The 19,590-nt window shown below is 63.3% G+C and carries 21 protein-coding genes; 9 read left to right on the top strand and 12 right to left on the bottom strand.

Annotated elements, in window-relative coordinates; genetic code table 11:
- Positions 1–227: 227 nt before the first annotated feature.
- From RIN13_RS14310 to RIN13_RS14320, 3 genes are read right to left on the bottom strand one after another with little or no spacing between them, the layout of a single operon-like run.
- On the bottom strand, positions 228–833 hold the full coding sequence (locus RIN13_RS14310) for a TetR/AcrR family transcriptional regulator (RefSeq protein WP_309108009.1): 606 nt from the start codon (positions 831–833) through the stop codon (positions 228–230).
- Positions 834–846: 13 nt separating this feature from the next.
- Complete coding sequence (gene paaK, locus RIN13_RS14315; protein WP_309108010.1) at positions 847–2,229, bottom strand: phenylacetate--CoA ligase PaaK; 1,383 nt, start codon at positions 2,227–2,229, stop codon at positions 847–849.
- Between the two features lie 32 nt (positions 2,230–2,261).
- Positions 2,262–2,801 (bottom strand): hotdog fold thioesterase, encoded by a 540-nt coding sequence (locus RIN13_RS14320; protein ID WP_309108011.1) that lies wholly within the window; start codon positions 2,799–2,801, stop codon positions 2,262–2,264.
- Positions 2,802–2,916: 115 nt separating this feature from the next.
- On the opposite strand from RIN13_RS14320, the gene pta reads away from it, so the two are divergent.
- A complete protein-coding gene (gene pta / locus RIN13_RS14325) occupies positions 2,917–5,028 on the top strand; it encodes a phosphate acetyltransferase (RefSeq protein ID WP_309108012.1) in 2,112 nt (703 codons plus the stop codon).
- On the opposite strand, the gene RIN13_RS14330 is transcribed toward pta, so the two are convergent.
- Complete coding sequence (locus tag RIN13_RS14330; RefSeq protein WP_309108013.1) at positions 5,025–5,282, bottom strand: hypothetical protein; 258 nt, start codon at positions 5,280–5,282, stop codon at positions 5,025–5,027. The two genes, pta and RIN13_RS14330, sit on opposite strands and share 4 nt — an antisense overlap.
- A 239-nt stretch (positions 5,283–5,521) precedes the next feature.
- Here RIN13_RS14330 and RIN13_RS14335 point away from each other — a divergent pair, with 239 nt between their 5' ends.
- Together RIN13_RS14335 and RIN13_RS14340 are read left to right on the top strand one after the other, a co-directional pair.
- Positions 5,522–6,706, top strand: coding sequence for an acetate kinase (locus RIN13_RS14335; protein ID WP_309108014.1), 1,185 nt, complete (start codon positions 5,522–5,524; stop codon positions 6,704–6,706).
- Between the two features lie 184 nt (positions 6,707–6,890).
- The gene (locus RIN13_RS14340; RefSeq protein ID WP_309108015.1) at positions 6,891–8,048 is read left to right on the top strand and encodes a glutamate--cysteine ligase; all 1,158 of its coding nucleotides are present in this window, start codon (positions 6,891–6,893) and stop codon (positions 8,046–8,048) included.
- A 95-nt stretch (positions 8,049–8,143) separates the two neighbouring features.
- On the opposite strand, the gene RIN13_RS14345 is transcribed toward RIN13_RS14340, so the two are convergent.
- The 3 genes from RIN13_RS14345 to RIN13_RS14355 form a co-directional block, all read right to left on the bottom strand.
- Positions 8,144–8,572 (bottom strand): nuclear transport factor 2 family protein, encoded by a 429-nt coding sequence (locus RIN13_RS14345; RefSeq protein ID WP_309108016.1) that lies wholly within the window; start codon positions 8,570–8,572, stop codon positions 8,144–8,146.
- Positions 8,573–8,625: 53 nt separating this feature from the next.
- Entirely contained in the window at positions 8,626–10,845 is a 2,220-nt protein-coding gene (locus tag RIN13_RS14350) for a S9 family peptidase (protein ID WP_309108017.1), read from the bottom strand.
- A 153-nt stretch (positions 10,846–10,998) separates the two neighbouring features.
- Positions 10,999–11,373, bottom strand: a complete 375-nt coding sequence (locus RIN13_RS14355) for a cupin domain-containing protein (RefSeq protein WP_309108018.1) — start codon at positions 11,371–11,373, stop codon at positions 10,999–11,001.
- A 182-nt stretch (positions 11,374–11,555) separates the two neighbouring features.
- On the opposite strand from RIN13_RS14355, the gene RIN13_RS14360 reads away from it, so the two are divergent.
- On the top strand, positions 11,556–11,927 hold the full coding sequence (locus tag RIN13_RS14360; protein ID WP_309108019.1) for a hypothetical protein: 372 nt from the start codon (positions 11,556–11,558) through the stop codon (positions 11,925–11,927).
- A 65-nt stretch (positions 11,928–11,992) separates the two neighbouring features.
- On the opposite strand, the gene RIN13_RS14365 is transcribed toward RIN13_RS14360, so the two are convergent.
- Positions 11,993–12,706, bottom strand: coding sequence for a metalloregulator ArsR/SmtB family transcription factor (locus tag RIN13_RS14365; protein WP_309108020.1), 714 nt, complete (start codon positions 12,704–12,706; stop codon positions 11,993–11,995).
- 133 nt (positions 12,707–12,839) lie between these two features.
- Here RIN13_RS14365 and RIN13_RS14370 point away from each other — a divergent pair, with 133 nt between their 5' ends.
- Positions 12,840–13,670 carry a methyltransferase domain-containing protein gene (locus RIN13_RS14370; protein WP_309108021.1) on the top strand — a complete coding sequence of 277 codons (831 nt, stop codon included), beginning with the start codon at positions 12,840–12,842 and terminating at the stop codon, positions 13,668–13,670.
- A gap of 96 nt (positions 13,671–13,766) precedes the next feature.
- On the opposite strand, the gene RIN13_RS14375 is transcribed toward RIN13_RS14370, so the two are convergent.
- The 4 genes from RIN13_RS14375 to RIN13_RS14390 all read right to left on the bottom strand — a co-directional run bounded on the left by RIN13_RS14375 (position 13,767) and on the right by RIN13_RS14390 (position 16,459).
- Positions 13,767–14,282, bottom strand: coding sequence for a DM13 domain-containing protein (locus tag RIN13_RS14375; protein ID WP_309108022.1), 516 nt, complete (start codon positions 14,280–14,282; stop codon positions 13,767–13,769).
- Between the two features lie 61 nt (positions 14,283–14,343).
- Positions 14,344–14,535: a three-helix bundle dimerization domain-containing protein gene (locus RIN13_RS14380; protein ID WP_309108023.1), complete on the bottom strand. Its 192-nt coding sequence runs from the start codon at positions 14,533–14,535 to the stop codon at positions 14,344–14,346.
- Positions 14,536–14,591: 56 nt separating this feature from the next.
- Positions 14,592–15,671, bottom strand: a complete 1,080-nt coding sequence (locus tag RIN13_RS14385) for an LCP family protein (protein WP_309108024.1) — start codon at positions 15,669–15,671, stop codon at positions 14,592–14,594.
- Positions 15,672–15,814: 143 nt separating this feature from the next.
- Positions 15,815–16,459 (bottom strand): low molecular weight phosphatase family protein, encoded by a 645-nt coding sequence (locus RIN13_RS14390; protein WP_309108025.1) that lies wholly within the window; start codon positions 16,457–16,459, stop codon positions 15,815–15,817.
- 208 nt (positions 16,460–16,667) lie between these two features.
- Here RIN13_RS14390 and paaA point away from each other — a divergent pair, with 208 nt between their 5' ends.
- From paaA to paaD, 4 genes are read left to right on the top strand one after another with little or no spacing between them, the layout of a single operon-like run.
- Positions 16,668–17,660 carry a 1,2-phenylacetyl-CoA epoxidase subunit PaaA gene (gene paaA / locus RIN13_RS14395; protein ID WP_309108026.1) on the top strand — a complete coding sequence of 331 codons (993 nt, stop codon included), beginning with the start codon at positions 16,668–16,670 and terminating at the stop codon, positions 17,658–17,660.
- Positions 17,657–18,127, top strand: coding sequence for a 1,2-phenylacetyl-CoA epoxidase subunit PaaB (gene paaB / locus RIN13_RS14400; RefSeq protein WP_309108027.1), 471 nt, complete (start codon positions 17,657–17,659; stop codon positions 18,125–18,127). The genes paaA and paaB overlap by 4 nt, the downstream gene beginning before the upstream one ends.
- Positions 18,127–19,014: a 1,2-phenylacetyl-CoA epoxidase subunit PaaC gene (gene paaC, locus RIN13_RS14405; protein ID WP_375164778.1), complete on the top strand. Its 888-nt coding sequence runs from the start codon at positions 18,127–18,129 to the stop codon at positions 19,012–19,014. The genes paaB and paaC overlap by 1 nt, the downstream gene beginning before the upstream one ends.
- The gene (gene paaD, locus RIN13_RS14410) at positions 19,011–19,577 is read left to right on the top strand and encodes a 1,2-phenylacetyl-CoA epoxidase subunit PaaD (RefSeq protein ID WP_309108028.1); all 567 of its coding nucleotides are present in this window, start codon (positions 19,011–19,013) and stop codon (positions 19,575–19,577) included. Before paaC ends, paaD begins: the two co-directional genes overlap by 4 nt.
- Positions 19,578–19,590 lie beyond the last annotated feature (13 nt).

Here is a 19,590-nt window from a genome sequence, read left to right on the forward strand (position 1 = left end):
CACTTCCGGGCCACCGGTGAACCCGCCTTCTCAGGGCGTACCTACCAATCCTTCCCAGCCACGCTGATCGGAGCCTCACGGATGTGAGGGAGCGTTCGGGAAACGCCCGCAGGATGTGAGGGAGCGTCCGGGAAACGCCCGCAGGATGTGAGGGAGCGTTCGGGAAACGCCCGCAGGATGTGAGGGAGCGTCCGGGAAACGCCCGCAGGATGTGAGGGAGCGTCCGGTTAGGGGTTGGCGTGGAGCCCGCGGAAGGCCATGGCGATGACGTCGTCGGCCAGCTTTTCGGGGGACAGGGAACCGGCCGGTTTGTACCACTCCACGATCGAGTTGATCGTTCCGAACAGGAGCCTGGTCACCGTGCGCGGGTCGATGTCCTTGCGCATGGAGCCCTCGTCCTGGGCCGAGGAGATCAAGCCGGCAACAATGTGGTCGAAGGCCCGGCGGCGTTCCATGGCGTTCCGCTCGATCTCCGTATTGCCCCTCAGGCGCAGGAGCAGAGTCACGAACGGCAGGCGGTCCACCAGCACGGAGATGGTCTGGCGCAGCACGAATTCCAGCCGCGCCTCCGCGGAACCTTCCTTGGCCTCCGGCTCTTCCAGGATGGCTTCCAAACCGCCCAGGGCGTGTTCCAGAGCCAGCTTGAGCAGATCGCCCTTGGACGGGACGTGGTGGTAGATCGCCGACTTGGAGATGCCCAGGTTCTCGGCCAGGATCCCCATCGACGTGGCGTCGTAGCCGTGCTTGTTGAAAACGTCGACGGCAATCAGCAGCACCGACTGCTGGTCGTAACCGGGCCGGCCGCGCTTCGTGGGTGCTTCTGTACTGGACATGTTGGCTAGTTTCTCATGAACGGTCGGTTGGCGCGGCCTGGCTGTGTTGGCCCTTGGGCCGCAGATCGTAGATCCTCCGCAGCTTCCCGCTTGAGCGCTCCAGCGTTCCAGGCTCCACCACGGCGACCTCGCACGATGAACCCACGTGGATCTTGATCTGTTCCTGCAACGCCCGTGCCGCCGTCGAGCTTTGCTCCGGCGTTACCGATTCCCGCCGCTCGATCTTGACCGTCATCTGGTCCATGCGCTGGCCTTCAGGGCGGGTGAGTTCCAGTTGGAAGTGCGGGCTCAACTCCGGGATCCGCAGTGCAATCTCCTCGATCTGGGACGGGAACAGATTGACGCCCCTGAGGATGATCATGTCGTCACTGCGGCCAGTGATGCGGCCCATCCTTCGGTGCGCGGGGCGGGCGGTACCGGGCAGGAGCCGGGTGAGGTCCTTGGTGCGGTAACGGATGATGGGCAGCGCTTCCTTGGTGAGGGACGTGAACACCAGTTCGCCGTGCTCGCCATCGCCCAGCACCGCGTCCACGCCAATCACCGGGTTGAACGCGTCGATGATTTCAGGGCGGAAGTGGTCCTCCCAGATGTGGCTGCCGTCCTGCGTCTCCACGGCTTCCCCGGCCACTCCCGGGCCCATGACTTCGGAGAGCCCGTAAATGTCGCAGGCCTTGATGTTCATGGTGGCTTCAAGCTCGTGCCGCATCTCCTCGGTCCATGGCTCCGCTCCCAGCACGGCGTATTTCAAGGACGTCGAGGCGGGGTCGATCCCGGCGTGCACCATGGCGTCGGCGATGGTCAGCAGGTAGGTAGGCGTGCACAGAATGGCGTCCGGCTCAAAGTCCTGGATGAGCTGAATCTGGCGCTCGGTCTGCCCGCCGGACATGGGAATGACGGTGCAGCCGAGGACTTCCGCTCCGGCGTGTGCCCCCAGGCCGCCGGTAAAGAGGCCGTAGCCGTAGGCGTTGTGGACTTTCATTCCAGGGCGGATGCCGGAAGCGCGCAGGCAGCGGGCCACCAGTTTGGCCCAGTCGGCGAGGTCCTGTTTGGTATAGCCAACCACGGTGGGGCGGCCGGTGGTGCCCGAGCTGGCGTGGACGCGGGCCACCTCGTTTTGCGGCACTGCGAACATGCCGAACGGGTATTCCTGCCGGAGGTCCTCCTTGGTGGTGAAGGGGAAGTTTCCGAGGTCGGCCAAATCCGCCAAATCGCTGGGGTGGATCCCGGCCTCGTCGAATTTGCGCTTGTACAGGGGCACCCGCTCATAGGCGTAGGCCACCGTGTCCTGCAGACGCTTGAGCTGCAGGGCCTCCAGTTCGTCGCGGGACATGGTTTCTTCGCGGTCCAGGACTGCATCGCTGGAAGCTGATGCGGGCTCGGTGGCGTGCAGGGTCATGATGGTTCTCTGTTCTGTTGCCTGGAGGCGTTCTATTGCCTGGTGGGGTTCTGTTTCTTGGCGATGGTCCGGCTGCGCCCCCGGAACTCGGCGATGAGGTCGCCTGGAGCGAAGGCGGCAACGGCGTCGGAAGTTGGCGTCGCCGTCGCGGCGGGAGTTCCGGCGTCGGCAGCAAAGATCCGGATGTCGTAGAGCCCGGTTCGCCCCGCGCTCGCCCGGAGATCGGCGATGGCGGTGATCACCTGGCCTGTATAGGCAGGCTGCAGGAAGTTAATGTCGACGCCGGCGGCAACAGTGATGGTGTCCGCCTCCTCTGCTGTCGGGTTGACCGGGTTGCAGGCGAGCGCAAAGGCCGAATCGGCGAAGGCGAAGATCATTCCGCCGTGCGCCATACCGAAGCCGTTGAGCATTTCCTGGCGGAGGGTCATCCGGATGGTGGCATGGCCTTCACCGAGCGCGAGGACTTCGATTCCCATCCATTCGGAGGCGTAGTCGTCCTTCAATATCGGATGGGTGGTGGCCTGCTCTTGGGAGGTGCCTGTAGCGGCGCCAGGGATGGTGAGTTCAGCCATGCGTCATTGCCTCCAGCTTTATTTACCGAATGTTCATTAGGTAATCCCATTTGGGTGGTGGCTGTCAAGAGGTGAAAGTATGGTGGGACGGGACCAGCACAATCAAGGGTGGACCATGGCTAAAGGGATCTACGTCAGCGCAACAACTCCAGGCTCCGGGAAGTCGCTCGTTGCATTGGGCCTGGCGGACACGCTCCACAGGCACGCGGACCGGATCGGGTTCTTCAAGCCGGTGGTACACGGGGATGAGCCCTCGGCTGATCCCATGGTGGCGCTGATGAGGGCCCGCTTCGACCTGGACGATCAACGATGCCGTGGTGGCCTGACCTCCACTGAAGTCAGGAAGCTCCTGGCCGAGGGCAACCGGGCCGAGATCGACACCCGGTGTGTTGAGATCTTCGCGGAAATGTCCCGTCACTGCGATGTGGTGATTGTTGAAGGCACCGACCTGACCGGCCAGGATGCTGCCGTCGAATTCGATCTCAACGCCCGCCTTGCCAACAATCTTGCCGCCCCTGTGGTGGCCGTTGTGGGGGCAAAAGGCCGCACCGTGGCGGAAGCAGCGGACGCCGTCGAGGTAGCCCGCAAGGAACTGGTGGCGGAGCGCTGTTCCCTCCTGGCCATCATGGTGAACCGCGCCGATGCCGGCGATCTTGAGGCCATCACCGCAGCCGTGCGTCCCGGCGCATCCGGCCGCCCGGTCTATGTCCTACCCGAGCTCGAGGACATTGCCCGGCCCACCATCGGGGAAGTGGCGTCCGCCCTCGGCATCCGCCAAGTAGCAGGGCGCCAGGACATGGAACGGGATGTCCACTCCAACAAAGTTGCGGCCATGAATGTGGCCAACTTCCTGCACGTGCTCGACGACGGCGCCCTGGTGATCGTTCCGGGTGACAGGGCGGACGTGATGGTGGCCTGCCTCGCATCGTCGTTCTCCCCGGAGTTTCCGGTGCCCTCCGGCCTGATCCTCACCGGCAACCTCGCCCCGGATCCCACCATCTATTCACTCCTGGCGCAGGCACCCTTCCCCGTGTTCACGGCGCCGCACGATACGTACACCACAGCCAAGCAGGTCTCCGAGGTCCGCAGCGAGATCTGGTCCGGCCACCGCCGGAAGGTTGCTTCTGCCCTCGGCCTGTGGGCCCGGCGGGTGGACGAAACGGAACTGGTGGAGCGGCTTCACCTGCCACGTGCGGAGCGGATGACGCCGCTGCGCTTCCTGCACGACCTGGTTGAGCGGGCAAGGTCGCAGCGACGGCACATTGTGCTCCCCGAAGGCACGGACGTGCGGATACTGCGGGCAGCCGAGATCCTGCAACGGCGTGATGTCTGCGATCTGACGGTGCTGGGGCGGGAAGCGGACATCCGGGAGCTCGCGGCGAGCCAGGGGATTGACCTGACCGGGATCAACATCGTGGATCCGCTCACCTCCCGGTGGCGCCAAGAATTTGCCAGGAAGTACGCCGAGCTGCGCGCGCACAAGGGCGTTGACTTCCCTAAGGCGCTTGAGGTGATGCACGATGAAAGCTATTTCGGCACCATGATGGTCCAGCTGGGAGTGGTGGACGGGATGGTGTCCGGCGCCGCCCACACCACGGCCCACACCATCCGGCCGGCGCTGGAATTCGTGAAGACCCGCGACGGCGTCAAGATTGTGTCCTCGGTGTTCCTGATGCTGATGCCGGACCGCGTGCTGGTGTACGGGGACTGCGCAGTGAACCCGAATCCGAACGTGGAACAGCTCGCCGACATCGCCCTGGCCTCGGCTGAAACCGCTGCCCAGTTCGGGGTGGAGCCGCGGGTTGCCATGCTCTCGTACTCCACCGGTGGATCCGGCTCCGGTGAGGCAGTGGAGGCTGTCCGGCAGGCCACCGAACTGGTCAAGGACCGGCGGCCGGATCTGGCTGTCGAAGGTCCCATCCAGTACGACGCCGCCGTGGACGCCGCGATCGCCGAGTCCAAGATGCCGGGATCAACAGTTGCCGGCCAGGCCACCGTGTTCATCTTCCCCGATCTGAACACGGGCAACAACACCTATAAGGCGGTGCAGCAATCCTCGGGGGCGGTAGCCGTCGGACCTGTCCTGCAGGGGCTGCGGAAGCCGGTGAACGATCTCTCCCGCGGCTGCACAGTGGAGGACATCGTCAACACTGTGGCCATCACCGCCATTCAGGCCCAGGTGACAGTCACACAGCTTCCGGCAGCCCAGTCCCTACCGCAGAATTAGCTGTTTTCGGGCTTGGCGAAGCTCTCCGGGTCCTCCTCTTTGGCCGGTTCGTCCGAAAGACCCAGGGGCGTGAGTTCCATGTCATCAGCATCCTTGCCCTTCGCGGCTTCGCCCGGAGCTGCCTTGCTGCGGCCCGTATCGTCCAGAGCAGGATTTTCGCCCTCTGTGCCGCCTGCGGGCGGCTGGGCCGTTTCGGTATGGGCCTCGATGTTCTCAGGCGTGGTGTTGTCCGGCTGCGTGGTGTCTTTCGTCATGGGAGGTTCCTCTCGGGGTGTCCAGGGTGTCCGCCGACTCTCGGCGTCACCCACAGGATCCGCAAGGCAACCGTATCGTGGCCGGGCGAGTCACGGAACTGCCGGCCCGGCAATTTATAGTGGAACTTATGGGCGCTGCGCCAGGCCCCCTGCGACGCCGGAGCAGTAAGCCTGCCGGACGCCCCGGCCGAAGCTCCGATACAAGAACTTTCAGCAGAACCGAAGGCTTAGGAGGCCCCGTGCTCGTCCTCGTCATCAATTCCGGCTCGTCCTCGCTCAAGTACCAGGTCCGTGATGTGGAAGCCGCCAACGTGCTCACCGAAGGGCTGATCGAGAAAATCGGCATGGGCAACGGAGGCGAGGGTGACGGTGAAATCATGGGGCCCAGGGACCACGCCGAGGCGCTGGAGCAGGTGGATGCCGCCATCCATCAGGAACTCGGGGAGCTGGAGCTCGCAGCCGTGGGGCACCGCGTTGTGCATGGCGGCGAACGGTTTTCCGAGCCCGTCCTGATCGACAACGAGATCACCCGGGCCATTGAACGACTCAACCCGCTGGCGCCCCTGCACAATCCGGCGAACGTGCTGGGCATCCGCGCCATCTCCAAAAAGTGGCCGGACATGCCGCAGGTGGCCGTCTTCGACACCGCCTTCCACCGCACCCTGCCCGAGCACGCGTGGCGGTACGCGGTCCCGGACGAGCTCTACACGAACCACGGCATCCGCCGCTACGGCTTCCACGGAACCTCACATGAGTATGTGACGCACCGTGCCGCCGCCATGCTGGATCTTCCCGTGGAAGAGTTCGACGGCGTCATCGCCCACCTGGGGAACGGCGCCTCCGTCACGGCGATCCAAGGCGGAAAATCCGTGGACACCTCCATGGGATTCACTCCCTTGGAGGGGCTGGTCATGGGCACCCGGTCCGGAGACCTGGACCCGTCCATCCTCGTTTTCCTGGCCCGCGCGGGCTGGTCCACCGAGGACATCGACTCGATGCTCAACCGCCAGTCCGGGCTCAAGGGCCTGTCCGGGGACAACGACATGAGGTCAGTCGTAGAGGCGTCCGAGGCCGGCGATGCCAAGGCGTCCATGGCGCTCGCGGTTGCTGCATACCGGCTTGCGAAGTACATCGGCGGCTACCACGTGGCGGCCGGCGGGGCCAAGGCCATCGTGTTTACGGCAGGGATCGGCGAAAACTCCCATCAGTTCCGCGCCCTCGTCGGGGAGCACCTGACCGCCCTGGGAATACAGCTCGACGCCGGTCTTAACCAGGTCCGATCCAAAATGGCCCGCATCATCTCGGCAGCCGATTCGGCCATTCCTGTGCTGGTGGTTCCCACTGACGAAGAGCAGGCCATCGCGGAGGCAACTGCCGCCGTCGTCGGCGGTCAAGCGATCAAGCCGGTTCACGGCCCTGGCTAAACGTTGAGGAAACTGCCTGATAATTCTCAGCTCTTCCGCTGGGGACGCCCTAGACAGCCCCCTTATAATTGATTTCACATCCTGGCCTGAGGAGATCCTTCGGACCCGGCTGGTAGGGATTGGTTTGTGCTCTCCGGGTCGTGCAGGTGGCCCGCTAATCATCGTTCGACCATGGAGGTCAAACGTGAAGTATCAGCAGCCCGGGCATTTGCGCCAGTTTGGGGTCGAAGAGGAACTGCTGCTTGTGGATTCCCTCACCTTCAAGCCGGTGCCTGCCGTAGCCTCGGCCCTTGCCGGCCAACCTGCCGCTGTCAATGCGGCCTTCCTTGAACTTGAGGTCAAGCAGGAACAGATCGAAGTGGTTGGATCTCCCTCCCTGACCATGGCCGATGCCTTGTCCTCCATCAGGCAGGGCCGGCGCCTTGCCGATGCCGCGGCGTCCAGTGCCGGTGCCAGGGCGGTGGCACTGGCAACCTCAGCCGTTTCGGTGGTTCCCCATATCGTCCGGACCAGCCGGTACCTCGCCATGGAGTCGCGCTTTGGCAGGACCATGAGGGACCAGCTCACGTGCGGGTTCCACGTCCATGTGGAGGTGGGCTCCGCAGAGGAAGGCGTGGCTGTTCTGGACCGGATCCGGATCTGGCTGCCGGTCCTCCTGGCATTGAGCAGCAACTCGCCGTTCTGGAGTGGAACCGACAGCGGGTTTGCCAGTTACCGGTATCAGCTGTGGGGCCGCTGGCCTACAGCGGGTCCCTGCGAGATCTTCGGCTCCGCCCCTGCCTACCGGCGGGAAGTGGCGCGGCTGCTGGAAACGGGTGTTCCTCTCGACCCCGGAATGATCTACTTTGATGCCCGGCTTTCCCGGCACCATCCCACGGTGGAAGTGCGGATCGCTGATGTCTGCCTTGACGCCGAACATGCAGCAGGGATAGCCGCTGTGGTCCGGGCGCTCGTCCAGACGGCCGCCCGTGACTGGAAAGCGGGCCGGAAACCCCGACAGGTCCCGGCAAGTGCCTTGCGCATGGCTTCGTGGAAGGCCAGCAAGTCGGGCGTGGAAGGCGATCTGATCCACCCGATCACGGGCCAGCCACGGGACGCCGCCGTGGTGGTCGCAGCGCTTTTGGACCACATACAGCGGGCCTTGGCCGAGGCCGGAGAAGTCGAAGCCGTGGCGCGTGTTGTCGGGGACATCCTCGCTGGCGGAACGGGTGCGGCTATACAGCGCCGGGCCGCGCTGGCGGCAGGTTCCCTTGCCGGGATGGTGGCTCAGGCCGTGGAACGGACGCATCGCCTGGGTGATGTCCCGCCGGAGGAAGTCTTACAGGAGCCGATGCGGTACTAGCAGGCGCCCCAACCCATCCAATGCTCCGTAGGTGCCGTTTTGAGGGCCAAATGGGCACTTACGGAGCAATGGATGGGAGGTTACGAGACCAGCGCTCAGCCTTCTCTCTGCGGCCCGGCATTCAGAGGTCGGGGATTCATGATCGGGTCTGCGTGGCGATGGACGAGCGCCCACGTGCCTCCTTCAGCCCGATAAACACTTGTTACGCGCAGGTCCAGTGTGGATTCCTCGTCGCTCCCTCCTATCTTCGCCTGCCAATGTTCGATGTCCAGAAAGCAGGCCAGATCGGAAGCGACATGACGGGTGAGGGACTCGATGGAAGAGACTCGTCCTTCTTTGAATCGTGCGGCGGCTGAATCGAGGGTCTCGGACACCAGGTCCCAGCCCACCGCGGGAGGGCCCCAAGGATTGGCAAGGGACATATCCGCGCTGTGGGAGCAGATGGCCTTTGCCGGTTCCGGGTCGCCTTGGGCAAACTGATTTAGCGCCTTATGAAACTGGTCGATTACTTCGTCAAGCTGCATTGATCTGCCTTTCCGTAAGCTGATGCTCAAATGCTTGAACTCGCCGGGGACGGTTACTTCAGCCCGGCTCCGGGCAGAAGCCCGGTGGCTCCGAGGGCATCGGCGATAAAGGCGTAGTCCCAGGCGCGTTCACGCCACTGGACGTAGCGGCCGGAGGCTCCGCCGTGCCCGCCTTCCATCTCGATCTTCATCACGATCGGCTCGCTGCCGGTGGTGGCCTCGCGCAGGACCTGGACCCACTTGGCCGGTTCCACGTAAAGGACACGCGTGTCGTTGAACGAGGTGACCGCCGCAATCTTGGGATACCTGGCAGTGTGGACGTTCTCATACGGGGCGTAGGACTTCATGTACGCGTACGCCTCGGGATCAGTGATGGGATTGCCCCACTCCTCCCACTCCAGGGCGGACAGCGGCAGCTCCGGGTCCAGCACCGAGGTGAGGGGATCCACGAACGGTACCTGCGCCACCACTGCGGCATACTTTTCCGGCGCGAGATTGGCCGCGGCGCCCATCAGGAGCCCGCCGGCCGAGCCACCCAGCGCAGCAATCCGTGCCGGGTCCACCCAGCCGGAGGCAGCCAGCCAATCGGTGGCCGCGATAAAGTCAGTGAAGGTGTTCTTCTTCCGCAGCTTCTTTCCGTCCTCGTACCAGTGCCGGCCAAGCTCACCGCCGCCGCGGACATGGGCGATCACGAAGATGATTCCGCGGTCCAGGAGGGACAACCGGGCAATCCCGAATCCCGGATCCATGCTCATCTCGTACGATCCGTATCCGTACACCAGCCCGGCGTTGGTGCCGTCCTGCTGGAGGGAAGCGTGCCTGAGCACTGACAGCGGAATCCGGGTGCCGTCGTCGGCGATTGCCCACTCCCGTGTGGCCACATAGTCAGCGGCGGAGTAGCCGCCCAGCACCGGGCTTTCCCGGCGCAGCAGAAGCTCGCCGGCCGGCTGTTCCTCTGTGGGCAGCACAAAGTCATAGACGCGCGACGGCGTGAAGTAGGACGTGTAGCCCAGCCTGATCACCGGCGCCTCGTAGTCGGACCCGCCCACTCCAGCCGTGTAGAGCTCCTCATCGAAGGCAGGCTCCACCGGAGCGCCCTGTGCAGGCGTCCCCAGCCCGGCCAGCGGCAGCACCTGCACCCGCTCGATGGTGTCCTTGCGGACCGAGACCAGGAGGTGGGTTGAGGTCACGCCGGCACCGTTGACGCGGACGTCGTCGGAATGTTCGACGACGGTGGTCCAGTGCTGCTCGGACAGCGGCTTTGACAGTTCGGAAGGATCAATGAGCGAGACCATGGAGTTCACGGCGTTGCGGTTGTGCGTGATGAGGATCTGCTCGGCGCTGGCACCGGAGGCGTCTTCGAGCAGGAACGGCTCGGCCTCGTACAGGACGCGCTCGTTTCGGGAGACGACAGTGGTGAGCCCGGCGTCGTAATCGTCGAAGCGCAGGAGCCGGGTTTCGCTGTACTCCGAGCAGCCGATGCTCAGCACGAGGTGCCGCCGGTCCGCGGAGAGCTCAAAGCCCAGCCACATCGCGGCGTCGTCCTCCTGGTAAATGATGGCGTCCTGTTCCACGGGTGTGCCCAGAATGTGGGCCTTCACCTGGTACGGCCGCCAGGAATCATCCACTACCGTGTAGAAGACCCGGCTGCCGTCGGGGGAGAAGGCAACGCCATAGAACACGTTCTCAATGACATCGGGCAGCATCTCGCCGGTCCGGAGGTCCTTCATGCGCAGGGTGAAGCGTTCGTCGCCCGAGTTGTCCACTGCGTAGGCGTAAATGTGGCCGTCCACGGTGACAGCTGTTCCGCCGATGGAGAAGAACGGCTGGCCTTCGGCTTCCACGTTCCCGTCCAGCAGAACCTCCTCGCCGGGGATTTCAACGCCGGCTTCCACCTTGGGAGGGGTCCAGTCGGCCACCGGGTTGCCGGTGTTGCTGGCGAGGACGCGGCAGGAAATACCGTACTCCTTGCCCTCGACTGAGCGGGTGTAGTACCACCAGCCGTCCTTCCGGTTGGGCACGGAGAGATCCGTCTCCTGGGTGCGGCCCTTGATCTCCTGGAAGATGGCCTCGCGCAGGGGTTGCTGGTGGGCGGTCATTGCTTCCTGGTAGGCGTTTTCGGCCTTCAGGTGCTCCACAACTTCTGCGGATTCCTTGTTCCGGAGCCATTCGTAGTTGTCCACGAACGTGTCACCGTGATGGGTGCGCTCAGTGGGGACTCTCTTGGCAACGGGCGGAGCGGCGACGGTGGTCTGCAGCGGAGTTTCGGTCATTCCAACAATCTACCGCCACGGTCCGTTGTGCGCCTCCGGCTGAACCGGGTTCCAGCTGAGGGCTGAAACCCGGTCTCAGGCCCGGCAGAAATTCTTTGGCCTCCGCAGAAATGCGTCACTTTTGCGGGGCGGAGCAACCGGTTCAGTGCAAAACTACGCTGGCTTGGCGAACGTGGCTGCGCTCATGATTTCGTAGCCCACGAACGTCTCGTTATTTTCAACCCAGGCATCGTGGCCAGGAGGAATGGCGTAGGCATCGCCGGCGTGAATGGTGGTGCGACTCCCGTCCTCCAGCTCGACGGTGAGCGTGCCGGCCGTGCAGAAGCCCAGATGGTTGCTCTGGCAGCTGTCGGTGTGGACCACGGTCTTGACCGTCTCGGACCAGCGCCAGCCTGGCTCGAAGGTGAACCTGCCCAACGTAGTCTCACCGATGTTGATTACGTCGACCTGAGTCTTCGGCGGGCGACGCTTCTCGTCGGGTTCGTCGAAGGACTTTGTTTCAAGGGCCTTTATGGTTACCGCAGGCATTTCAGTTCTCCTCAACAGGGAGTGGTTACTACTGTTCGTCCGGAGCCCTGGCACGGGCTCCGGGAATGCGCTCTTTGACGCAATCCGGTATCAATATGACGGTGCTGTTGCGTACATCACATAGCGCTGTCTACTGTGGGGTTCGGTCGCAGCGTCGCGGCCACCCATGGAGGGGGATTCCATTGAACGACAAACTTCGGGTACTGGTGCGCGTGGACCTGGATTGCGGACAGGCCGAGGTGGCCGCCCAAGGTCATGTGACCGCCCAGAGCATCCAAGCACTCTATGTGGTTGTGAAGCGTGCCAATCATCTGCGGGAAGGGCTTGACGTCGTCGTCGATGTCAGTCATGCAAAGGTGGACACAGCCGCCCTGGAGCAGCTCCGCGAGTGCTCCAAAACCCACCATCTGCCAGCATCTATCGATCCGTTCCAGTCCGAATGCAAACTTCGCATCGTGGCCCCCGCGGCGGAAAAACCACTCGTCTCAGTTGCCGACGCCAGGAAGCACACTATGGCGGGACGCCGCTTGCCCGCTTTGGCGACGGCCGCCTGAGAAACACTCCCTGCCGCTCGAAAGGCGGCAGGGACGCGTCGTTCGGCTTTTCGTTCCGGAACATGTCATACCCCGGATGCGTGGGTATTGGAGGCCTCCACCGGGAGGCCTGCTTCTTTCCACTCCGGAAACCCGTCCTCGAGCCGTGCGGCCTTCATGCCTTGGCGAGTCAGTATCCGGACGGCATTGTCTGCATAGACGCAGTAGGGCCCGCGGCAGTACGCAACGATCAGTCTGTCGTTGGGCAGTTGATCCAGTCGGGTCTCCAGCTCCTTGATTGTCACTGAGGACGCGCCTGCAATATGGCCGGCTCTGAACTCTGCCTCGGGCCGGACGTCGATGAGCATCAGGTCGCCATCGTCCATCCGTTCACGCAGTTCGCTTCGCGTCATGGTGGTGAGGCTGGATCGGTCTCCCAGATAGGACGTGGCAAGCTCCTCAAGTTCGGCAAGGTGTTCAACAGCCACGTCCCGGACGGCTGCCCACAGCCGGCTCACGGCTGAGCCGCTGAGTGAGTAGTAGATTCTCGTTCCGTCGCGCCGGCTCTTGAGGAGTCCTGCGCGCAATAGCAGCTGCAGATGTTGGGACGTGTTGGCGATGCTCTGGCGAATTTCATGTGAGATCTCATCAACCGGACGCTCACCCTGCGCCAGGATGTCCACGATCTCCGCGCGTCTTCCACTGCTCATCACCTTGGCCACGGATGCGAAACCGTCGAACAGCTCCTTCTTAGCGTCACGGCTTCCAAGGGTGCCGCTGCTCTTTTTCTGCCTGCTCATTGCGTATCCCTCGCGACTATTCAAGTAACTCCTTGACAATGTACTCGGGCAAGGAACAGTATTCAAGTATTTACTTGAATAAGCCCCGGAGCTTCTCGGCCCCCTGGTGTCATGTCGAAAGAGGCGAACCGCAATGGAGGAAGTGCAGACCGTCAGCAACGACGTAGGAAATTTGATCGAGACGGGTCTGAGGAATGCGAGAGAGGCTGTGGATCGCGCTGACCTGGAGGCCAAGGTCAAAGGTGTCTACCGGCAGGTGGCCTTGGCGCCGGAGGGGAAGTATCACTTTGAGCTGGGCCGCTCCCTGGCGGAACGCCTCGGCTACCCCGTGCCACTGCTCGACGCCATCCCTGCCGGCGCCGTGGAGTCCTTCGCCGGAGTGGGCTATTTCTTTGACCTTGCCCGGCTTTCCCCGGGGGAAAGTGTCCTCGATCTTGGCAGTGGTTCCGGAGCGGATGTCTTCGCTGCGGCTGTGTCTGTTGGCCACGGTGGATCCGTTATAGGCCTGGATATGACGCCGGAGCAGCTCCACAAGGCAAGCGGGTTCCTAAAGGGCGGAGCCTTCCCCAATGTGGACTTCAGGCAAGGCCACATAGAAGAGCTCCCATTCGAAGACGCCAGCTTCGACGTCGTCATCTCCAACGGGGCAATCAACCTGGCTCCGGACAAGGCAGCCGTGTTCCGCGAGGCTGCACGGGTGCTGCGAAAAGGTGGCCGGCTCGTTTTTGCCGACATTGTCACCAAGAAGCCCATGACTCCCGAGATCGTTTGCAATGTGGACTTGTGGGCTGCGTGCGTCGGCGGTGCTGAGCAGATAGATGTGTATCAGCAGCTAATCGCCGACAGCGGGCTGCGGCTGGGAGAGCGAAAGAGGAATCCATACGAATTTCTGTCCGGCAGGGCCCGCAACGCAACTGACAGGTTTGGCGTAATGAGCCTCTCTTTTGCGGCGACCAAGGACTGAGAGGCCTCCTGAAGCTCTGGACGTCAACGAATGAAGGTGTCCCGTGACGGGTCTGGTGGAGGCTTTACAAACCTGCAGTACCCGGCCTCGTCGCTGCTACCTATCGCCTGGCATGACTTGCTGGCCGATGAGGTTGGCAGTGCCGTAGGCGGTCCTGTCGGCGTAGTTGTAAATCACCACACTCCTGACTGGTGAGGGCAGGGAGGACCACTGCCTGATGTCCATTTCGACGCGCTGGCTTCCGGACCCGTCGAGCTGCCCTAGCTCGATCAGATCCTGGGACGTGAGTCCCAGTTCTCCACTGGCATTGGGGCTTAGAGTTCCCGGGCTGAGCATGAGGCGGAGGTCGTCGCCCTGCCCGGTTGAAATGTCTTTCAACTGAAGAACCGCGCTCGTGTCTGTGACCTGAACCGTGACGGAGCCGCTAGTGGCGGCAGCCTGGGACTGGAACTTTCCCTCAAATGTCGTTGGGATAGTGGATGGGGCGGAACTTGAGGGCGCCGGAGGTTGCGTGGGCGTGCTTCCCGCCTCCGAAGAAGGGTCCGAGTAGGTGCAACCGGCGACGCCTGCAACAAGAAAGCCCGCGATCAACGTAAGTCGAAACAGTTCCATGATTCCCCCCGATATTAAGTTCCTTACGAACCATACCGGACGCCCATGGACAGAGACTTGGTTAGTCAGCTAAGCGCCGCTTGGCCGCTCTTTCAACCAGTACGGGAATGTAGTCGCGGATGGGGCCTGCGTTTAGCAGGCCGTGTTCTTCAGCCACCACCATCTCGATCGTCGGGCGCGGCTTGTTCGGGAAACGCTCGGCCAGACGGTCGATGACAGCCACCAAAGCATGTGGCTCGTTGTCTCTTTGCATGCGCCAAGTTTCCGCCCGGCGGTTGAAGTCCGTCAAGAAAAAGTTCGCGCAGTCACCTAGTTCCCACCGCCCAAACCGTTGGCAGCCACATACTCCCCGATCCTGCCCTCAGCAAAGGCTGCGCCCACGGCGGCGGTAGCAGCCGGGTCCTGCAGCACAATGGATTGGCCGTCGGGCGAGAATCCTGTTCCGGCAGTGGGCAGCGTGAAGAAGACAACCTGACCGGTGCTGCGAAGGCTGTAGGCCAGCCAGGCAAGCGAGGTGGCATCCATGGATTGGTCAACCGTCATGAGCGGGAACACCTGTGAGATGAGGCTCCGGGCTGCCGCTGGATCTGCCAGCCAGTTCTTCTTGTGCGCCTCTGTCAGCACCGCGCGAAGCAAGGTCTGCTGGTTGCGGACCCGCTGGTAGTCGCCGTCGGAAAACGCATAGCGCTCACGGACAAACTGCAGGGCTTCATTTCCCATCAGACGGTTCATTCCAGGCGGAAAGTAATGCCGGGATTCGCTGGTGGAAGTGAATGGCACCGTCACATTTACCTCGACGCCGCCCACAGCATTCACCATCCACCTGAAGCCCTCGAAGTCCACCAGGACGGTGTGGTGGATCGGGGTGTTCAGCAGCGAGCCAACGGTCTGGGTGACCATCGGGACGCCGCCGGCTTCGAGGCTCGCGTTGATCTTGGACCCGCCGTAGCCCGGGATATTCACCCACATGTCCCGCATCAGTGAGACACCATAGACGGCGTGCCTGTCAGCAGGCACGTGAACCAGCATGAGGGCATCGGCGCGGTGATCGGGCCGTTGGCCTGTGGCAGACCGTGCGGCTTCTGCCTCACGTGCGTTGCCGCGGATGTCGCTGCCGATCAGCAGGATGTTCATCGCGGCCCTGGGGGGTTCGGTCTCCGGCGGGGGCGGCGGTGGGGCCGCAGGAGTCGGCGTGGGCGTGGGAGTTGGCGTCGCCGTCACACTCGGAGTTGATGTTTCCGTAGGGGAACGACCCTGGCTGGATGTGGGCTGCCGGTTGAAAAAGAGGGCTGCGCTGATGACGCCAAGCACCAGTACGAAGGACAGGGCCATGGCAAGGAACAGTTGAGGCCGGCGCAATTCGCCACCGGGATCGGATGGGATGCTCAAGGCAGGAACCCCCTCTGGGATGACCCTTTTCAGTTACATTTTCCGGGCCTGGCACCCTCCACACCGTGCCTATGACGGGACGGTACCACTTCTGAATTCGCCGCGAAATAGGTACCAGCACGGGTCTCGATACTGCTTGCGGGCTACCTTTTTGCCGGGGCGTTCAGCCGCGCAAAACGAAGGACTGAGAGGATTGCGGGCGCCAATTCGTCTTCCATCCGGTTGTAGTAATCGGCACTGCGCAGGTAGGGGTCCACCACGTCATTATCAGCTGGGTCCGCAGCCAAGGACAGGTGGCGTACTGACGCTGCCCGCCCAGGGAGCTCCTGCCAGAGAGTCCTGACGTCACCACGTGAGGAGTGCGCGTCCGACGGCGGCACACCGGTTTCGGTTCCCGACTCGCCTCGCTCTTCGAGCACCTCGAGCATCCGGGCGAACTCCCGGATGGTGAAAGTCCGCCGCAGGAGCGAGGGGTCCAGTTTGAGGACTTCGCCGCGGTGTCCGGTGGACATGGTCAGCACCAGGTCCGTGTCGCGGAGGATTTTGGGTGTCAGTTGGCGGGCCGCAAACTGCTCCGGGTTCCCGCTGTACCGGGTGATGATTTCGGCCGAAAGCGGCTGGATGGGGTCCCCGACCATTGCCCTGGTCCCGGCGCTCCGAACGACGAATCCGCCGGGGAGTACCTGGTCCAGCCCGGCCTGAAGCAGCCGTTCCGCCACGGGCGAGCGGCAGATGTTGCCGGTGCAGACGGTCAGGATTCGAACGGTGCCTGGTGCGGGTGTTTCCAAAGGTGAGGGCTACTTCCGGAGGGCGGGGAGATCGGGTGATTCCTGGACTTCAACTTAACACGCAGGAACACCACGGGCACGTGCCGAACCGCCAGCGCGGCGGGGCCGTATTGAACAGCTGTTGCTTGACGCTCCTCGGCCGTTCCGCATATCCTGAACGAACGGTCGGTAATTATTTACTGACGTTCGGAATGCATAGGAGCAACCAATGGCATCGCAGATTCTGCAGTCACAGCAGGACGAGGCCGCCCTCGAGGCTGAAGGCCAGGCATACTTTGACCGCATCATTTCAGAGGACTCCCGGATCGAACCCAGGGATTGGATGCCGGCGGGCTACCGTAAGACTCTGCTGCGCCAGATATCCCAGCACGCCCACTCGGAGATTATCGGGATGCAGCCTGAGGCCAACTGGATCTCCCGGGCTCCCAGCCTCAAGCGCAAGGCCATCCTCATGGCCAAGGTCCAGGACGAGGCAGGCCACGGGCTCTACCTGTACTCAGCTGCCGAGACCCTGGGCCAATCGCGCGACCAGATGATGGATGACCTCATCGCAGGCAAAGCCCGTTACTCCTCCATCTTCAACTACCCGGCTTTGACCTGGGCGGACATGGGCGCCATCGGCTGGCTGGTGGACGGCGCGGCCATCTGCAACCAGGTGCCCCTGTGCCGGGCATCCTATGGACCGTACGGACGCGCGATGGTCCGCATCTGCAAGGAAGAGTCCTTCCACCAGCGCCAGGGCTTTGAGATCCTTCTGGAACTTGCGAATGGAACGCCTGAGCAGAAGCAGATGGCCCAGGACGCAGTGAACCGTTGGTACGCGCCGTCGCTCATGATGTTCGGCCCTCCCGACGACGATTCCCCCAACTCCAAGCAATCCATGGCCTGGAACATCAAGCGCTTCAGCAACGACGAGCTGCGCAGCCGGTTCGTCGGAATGATGGTGGAGCAGGTCAGGATCCTCGGGCTCACCCTGCCGGACAGTGAGGTTCGTTTCAACGAGGAAACGAGGAAATGGGAACACGGACCCCTGGACTGGGACGAGTTCAAGGAAGTACTCGACGGCCGCGGCCCCTGCAACGCGCAGCGCCTTGAGCGTCGCCGCAAGGCCCACGACAACGGCGCATGGGTGCGCGAAGCAGCAGCCGCCTACGCCGAAAAGCAGAGTCGCAAGCAGGCAGAAAAGGAACTCGCAGCATGAAACCACCACACGGAAATCCGGAGATGCCAGCGAGCGCTGGCGGCGGGTCGGACTCGTCGTCGGCCCCAACCGAGACCACAACCCAGGCCCCAACCGACGCTCCAACAAACAGCACTGCAACAGCCCCCGGCACCACATCACCGGAGGCCACACCCCAGAGTCAGGCCCAGACGGGCCAAGGCCACCGCAGCGCCTGGCCTCTGTGGGAAGTCTTTGTACGCTCAAGCCGCGGCCTGTCGCACGTTCACGCCGGGTCCCTGCACGCGCCGGATGCCGCCATGGCCCTGCGCAACGCCCGGGATCTCTACACCCGCCGGAACGAGGGCGTCTCCATCTGGGTGGTCCCGGCCGACGCCATTGCCTCGAGTGACCCTGATGCCAAGGGCGCGTTCTTCGAGTCACCCCAGGGCAAGGATTACCGCCACGCCACGTATTACACCAAGAGCGAGGGCGTGAAGCACCTGTGATCCCCACCGACTCCCACGACTCGCAAGCTCGCAGCGGGGCCCTCGTCGGCGTGGGTCCAGAGTCAGCCACCCGCATCACTCCCGGTAATGCGCTGCGCCCCGAGGACATTGCGCTTGAGGTCAGCACCGGGCTGGTCAAGCCCGCCGAAGACGCGGCCGAATATGCCCTCCGGCTGGGTGATGACGCGCTGATCCTCGCCCAGCGACTGGGCCACTGGATCTCCCGGGCTCCTGAGTTGGAAGAGGACGTGGCCCTGGGAAACATCGCCCTCGACCAGCTGGGCCATGCCCGTTCCTTCCTCAGCTACGCCGGGGGAGCGTGGGGCAAGAGCGAGGACGATCTCGCCTACTTCCGGCGCGAGCCCGAGTTCCGCTCCGCCCACCTCGTTGAGCAGCCCAACGGGGACTTCGCGGTCACCATTGCCCGCCAGTTCGTGGTGAGCTACTACCAGTTCGAGCTCTACCGCCGGCTCACCGAATCCAAGGACTCCACTCTTTCCGCTATCGCCGCCAAGGCCGTGAAGGAAGTGGACTACCACCGGGATCACAGCGCCCAATGGGTACTTCGCCTGGCCCTCGGGACCGAGGAATCCCGCCGTCGGATCCAGCACGCCTTCAAGCTCATCTGGCCCTACGTTGATGAGCTCTTCCTCGACGATGAGCTGACCACGCGCCTGGCTGAAGCCGGTGTCGCCGTCGAACCTTCCAGCCTGCGCGGCGACTTTGACCGCCTGACAGGCGAGGTGCTCGCCGAAGCCGAGCTGGAGGTTCCGCAGGTTCCGGCAGCACCGGGCGGCGGACGGCGGGGACGGCACTCTGAACACCTGGGCTACATCCTTGCTGAGATGCAGGTTCTGGCCCGCGAACATCCGGGAGCTAAGTGGTGACCGCCGTGACCATAACCCGGGAACAGACGCAGCCTCAGGAAAAGCAGCAGACCCGGCAGCGCGCGTGGAGCATCGCCGCGACTGTCTGCGACCCCGAGATCCCGGTGCTCACCATCGAGGACCTGGGCATCCTGCGGAACGTCGAGATCCTAAAGGAAAGGGAGCCCGACGGCGGCACTCACCAGACGGTCCGGGTCACCATCACGCCAACTTACTCGGGCTGCCCGGCCATGGACGCCATCCGGGACGACCTCAAGACCGCGTTCGCCAAAGAAGGCTACGCCGACGTCGAAGTGGACCTGGTGCTCTCACCGGCCTGGACCACTGACTGGATGAGCGAGGCCGGTAAGGCGAAGCTGCGGGAGTACGGCATCGCGCCACCGAGCGGGCGGGCCGCGGCTCTGCGGCATGCAGGCCCGGTACGGCTGACCCTCGCCGTCAAGTGCCCGCAGTGTTCCTCCCTGAACACCAAGGAACTCACCCGCTTCGGCTCCACATCCTGCAAGGCCCTGTATGTCTGCCAGGACTGCAGGGAACCGTTCGACTACTTCAAAGTTTTGTAAGGAACAGGTGTCC

Origin of the sequence: Arthrobacter sp. (assembly GCF_031179985.1) — a bacterium.
Taxonomy (GTDB): domain Bacteria; phylum Actinomycetota; class Actinomycetes; order Actinomycetales; family Micrococcaceae; genus Arthrobacter.

Coding starts and splice junctions, on each gene's coding strand:
- RIN13_RS14310 (WP_309108009.1), bottom strand. CDS start 833: ATGTCCAGTACAGAAGCACCCACGAAGCGCGGCCGGCCCGGTTACGAC.
- paaK (WP_309108010.1), bottom strand. CDS start 2,229: ATGACCCTGCACGCCACCGAGCCCGCATCAGCTTCCAGCGATGCAGTC.
- RIN13_RS14320 (WP_309108011.1), bottom strand. CDS start 2,801: ATGGCTGAACTCACCATCCCTGGCGCCGCTACAGGCACCTCCCAAGAG.
- pta (WP_309108012.1), top strand. CDS start 2,917: ATGGCTAAAGGGATCTACGTCAGCGCAACAACTCCAGGCTCCGGGAAG.
- RIN13_RS14330 (WP_309108013.1), bottom strand. CDS start 5,282: ATGACGAAAGACACCACGCAGCCGGACAACACCACGCCTGAGAACATC.
- RIN13_RS14345 (WP_309108016.1), bottom strand. CDS start 8,572: ATGCAGCTTGACGAAGTAATCGACCAGTTTCATAAGGCGCTAAATCAG.
- RIN13_RS14350 (WP_309108017.1), bottom strand. CDS start 10,845: ATGACCGAAACTCCGCTGCAGACCACCGTCGCCGCTCCGCCCGTTGCC.
- RIN13_RS14355 (WP_309108018.1), bottom strand. CDS start 11,373: ATGCCTGCGGTAACCATAAAGGCCCTTGAAACAAAGTCCTTCGACGAA.
- RIN13_RS14365 (WP_309108020.1), bottom strand. CDS start 12,706: ATGAGCAGGCAGAAAAAGAGCAGCGGCACCCTTGGAAGCCGTGACGCT.
- RIN13_RS14370 (WP_309108021.1), top strand. CDS start 12,840: ATGGAGGAAGTGCAGACCGTCAGCAACGACGTAGGAAATTTGATCGAG.
- RIN13_RS14375 (WP_309108022.1), bottom strand. CDS start 14,282: ATGGAACTGTTTCGACTTACGTTGATCGCGGGCTTTCTTGTTGCAGGC.
- RIN13_RS14380 (WP_309108023.1), bottom strand. CDS start 14,535: ATGCAAAGAGACAACGAGCCACATGCTTTGGTGGCTGTCATCGACCGT.
- paaA (WP_309108026.1), top strand. CDS start 16,668: ATGGCATCGCAGATTCTGCAGTCACAGCAGGACGAGGCCGCCCTCGAG.
- paaB (WP_309108027.1), top strand. CDS start 17,657: ATGAAACCACCACACGGAAATCCGGAGATGCCAGCGAGCGCTGGCGGC.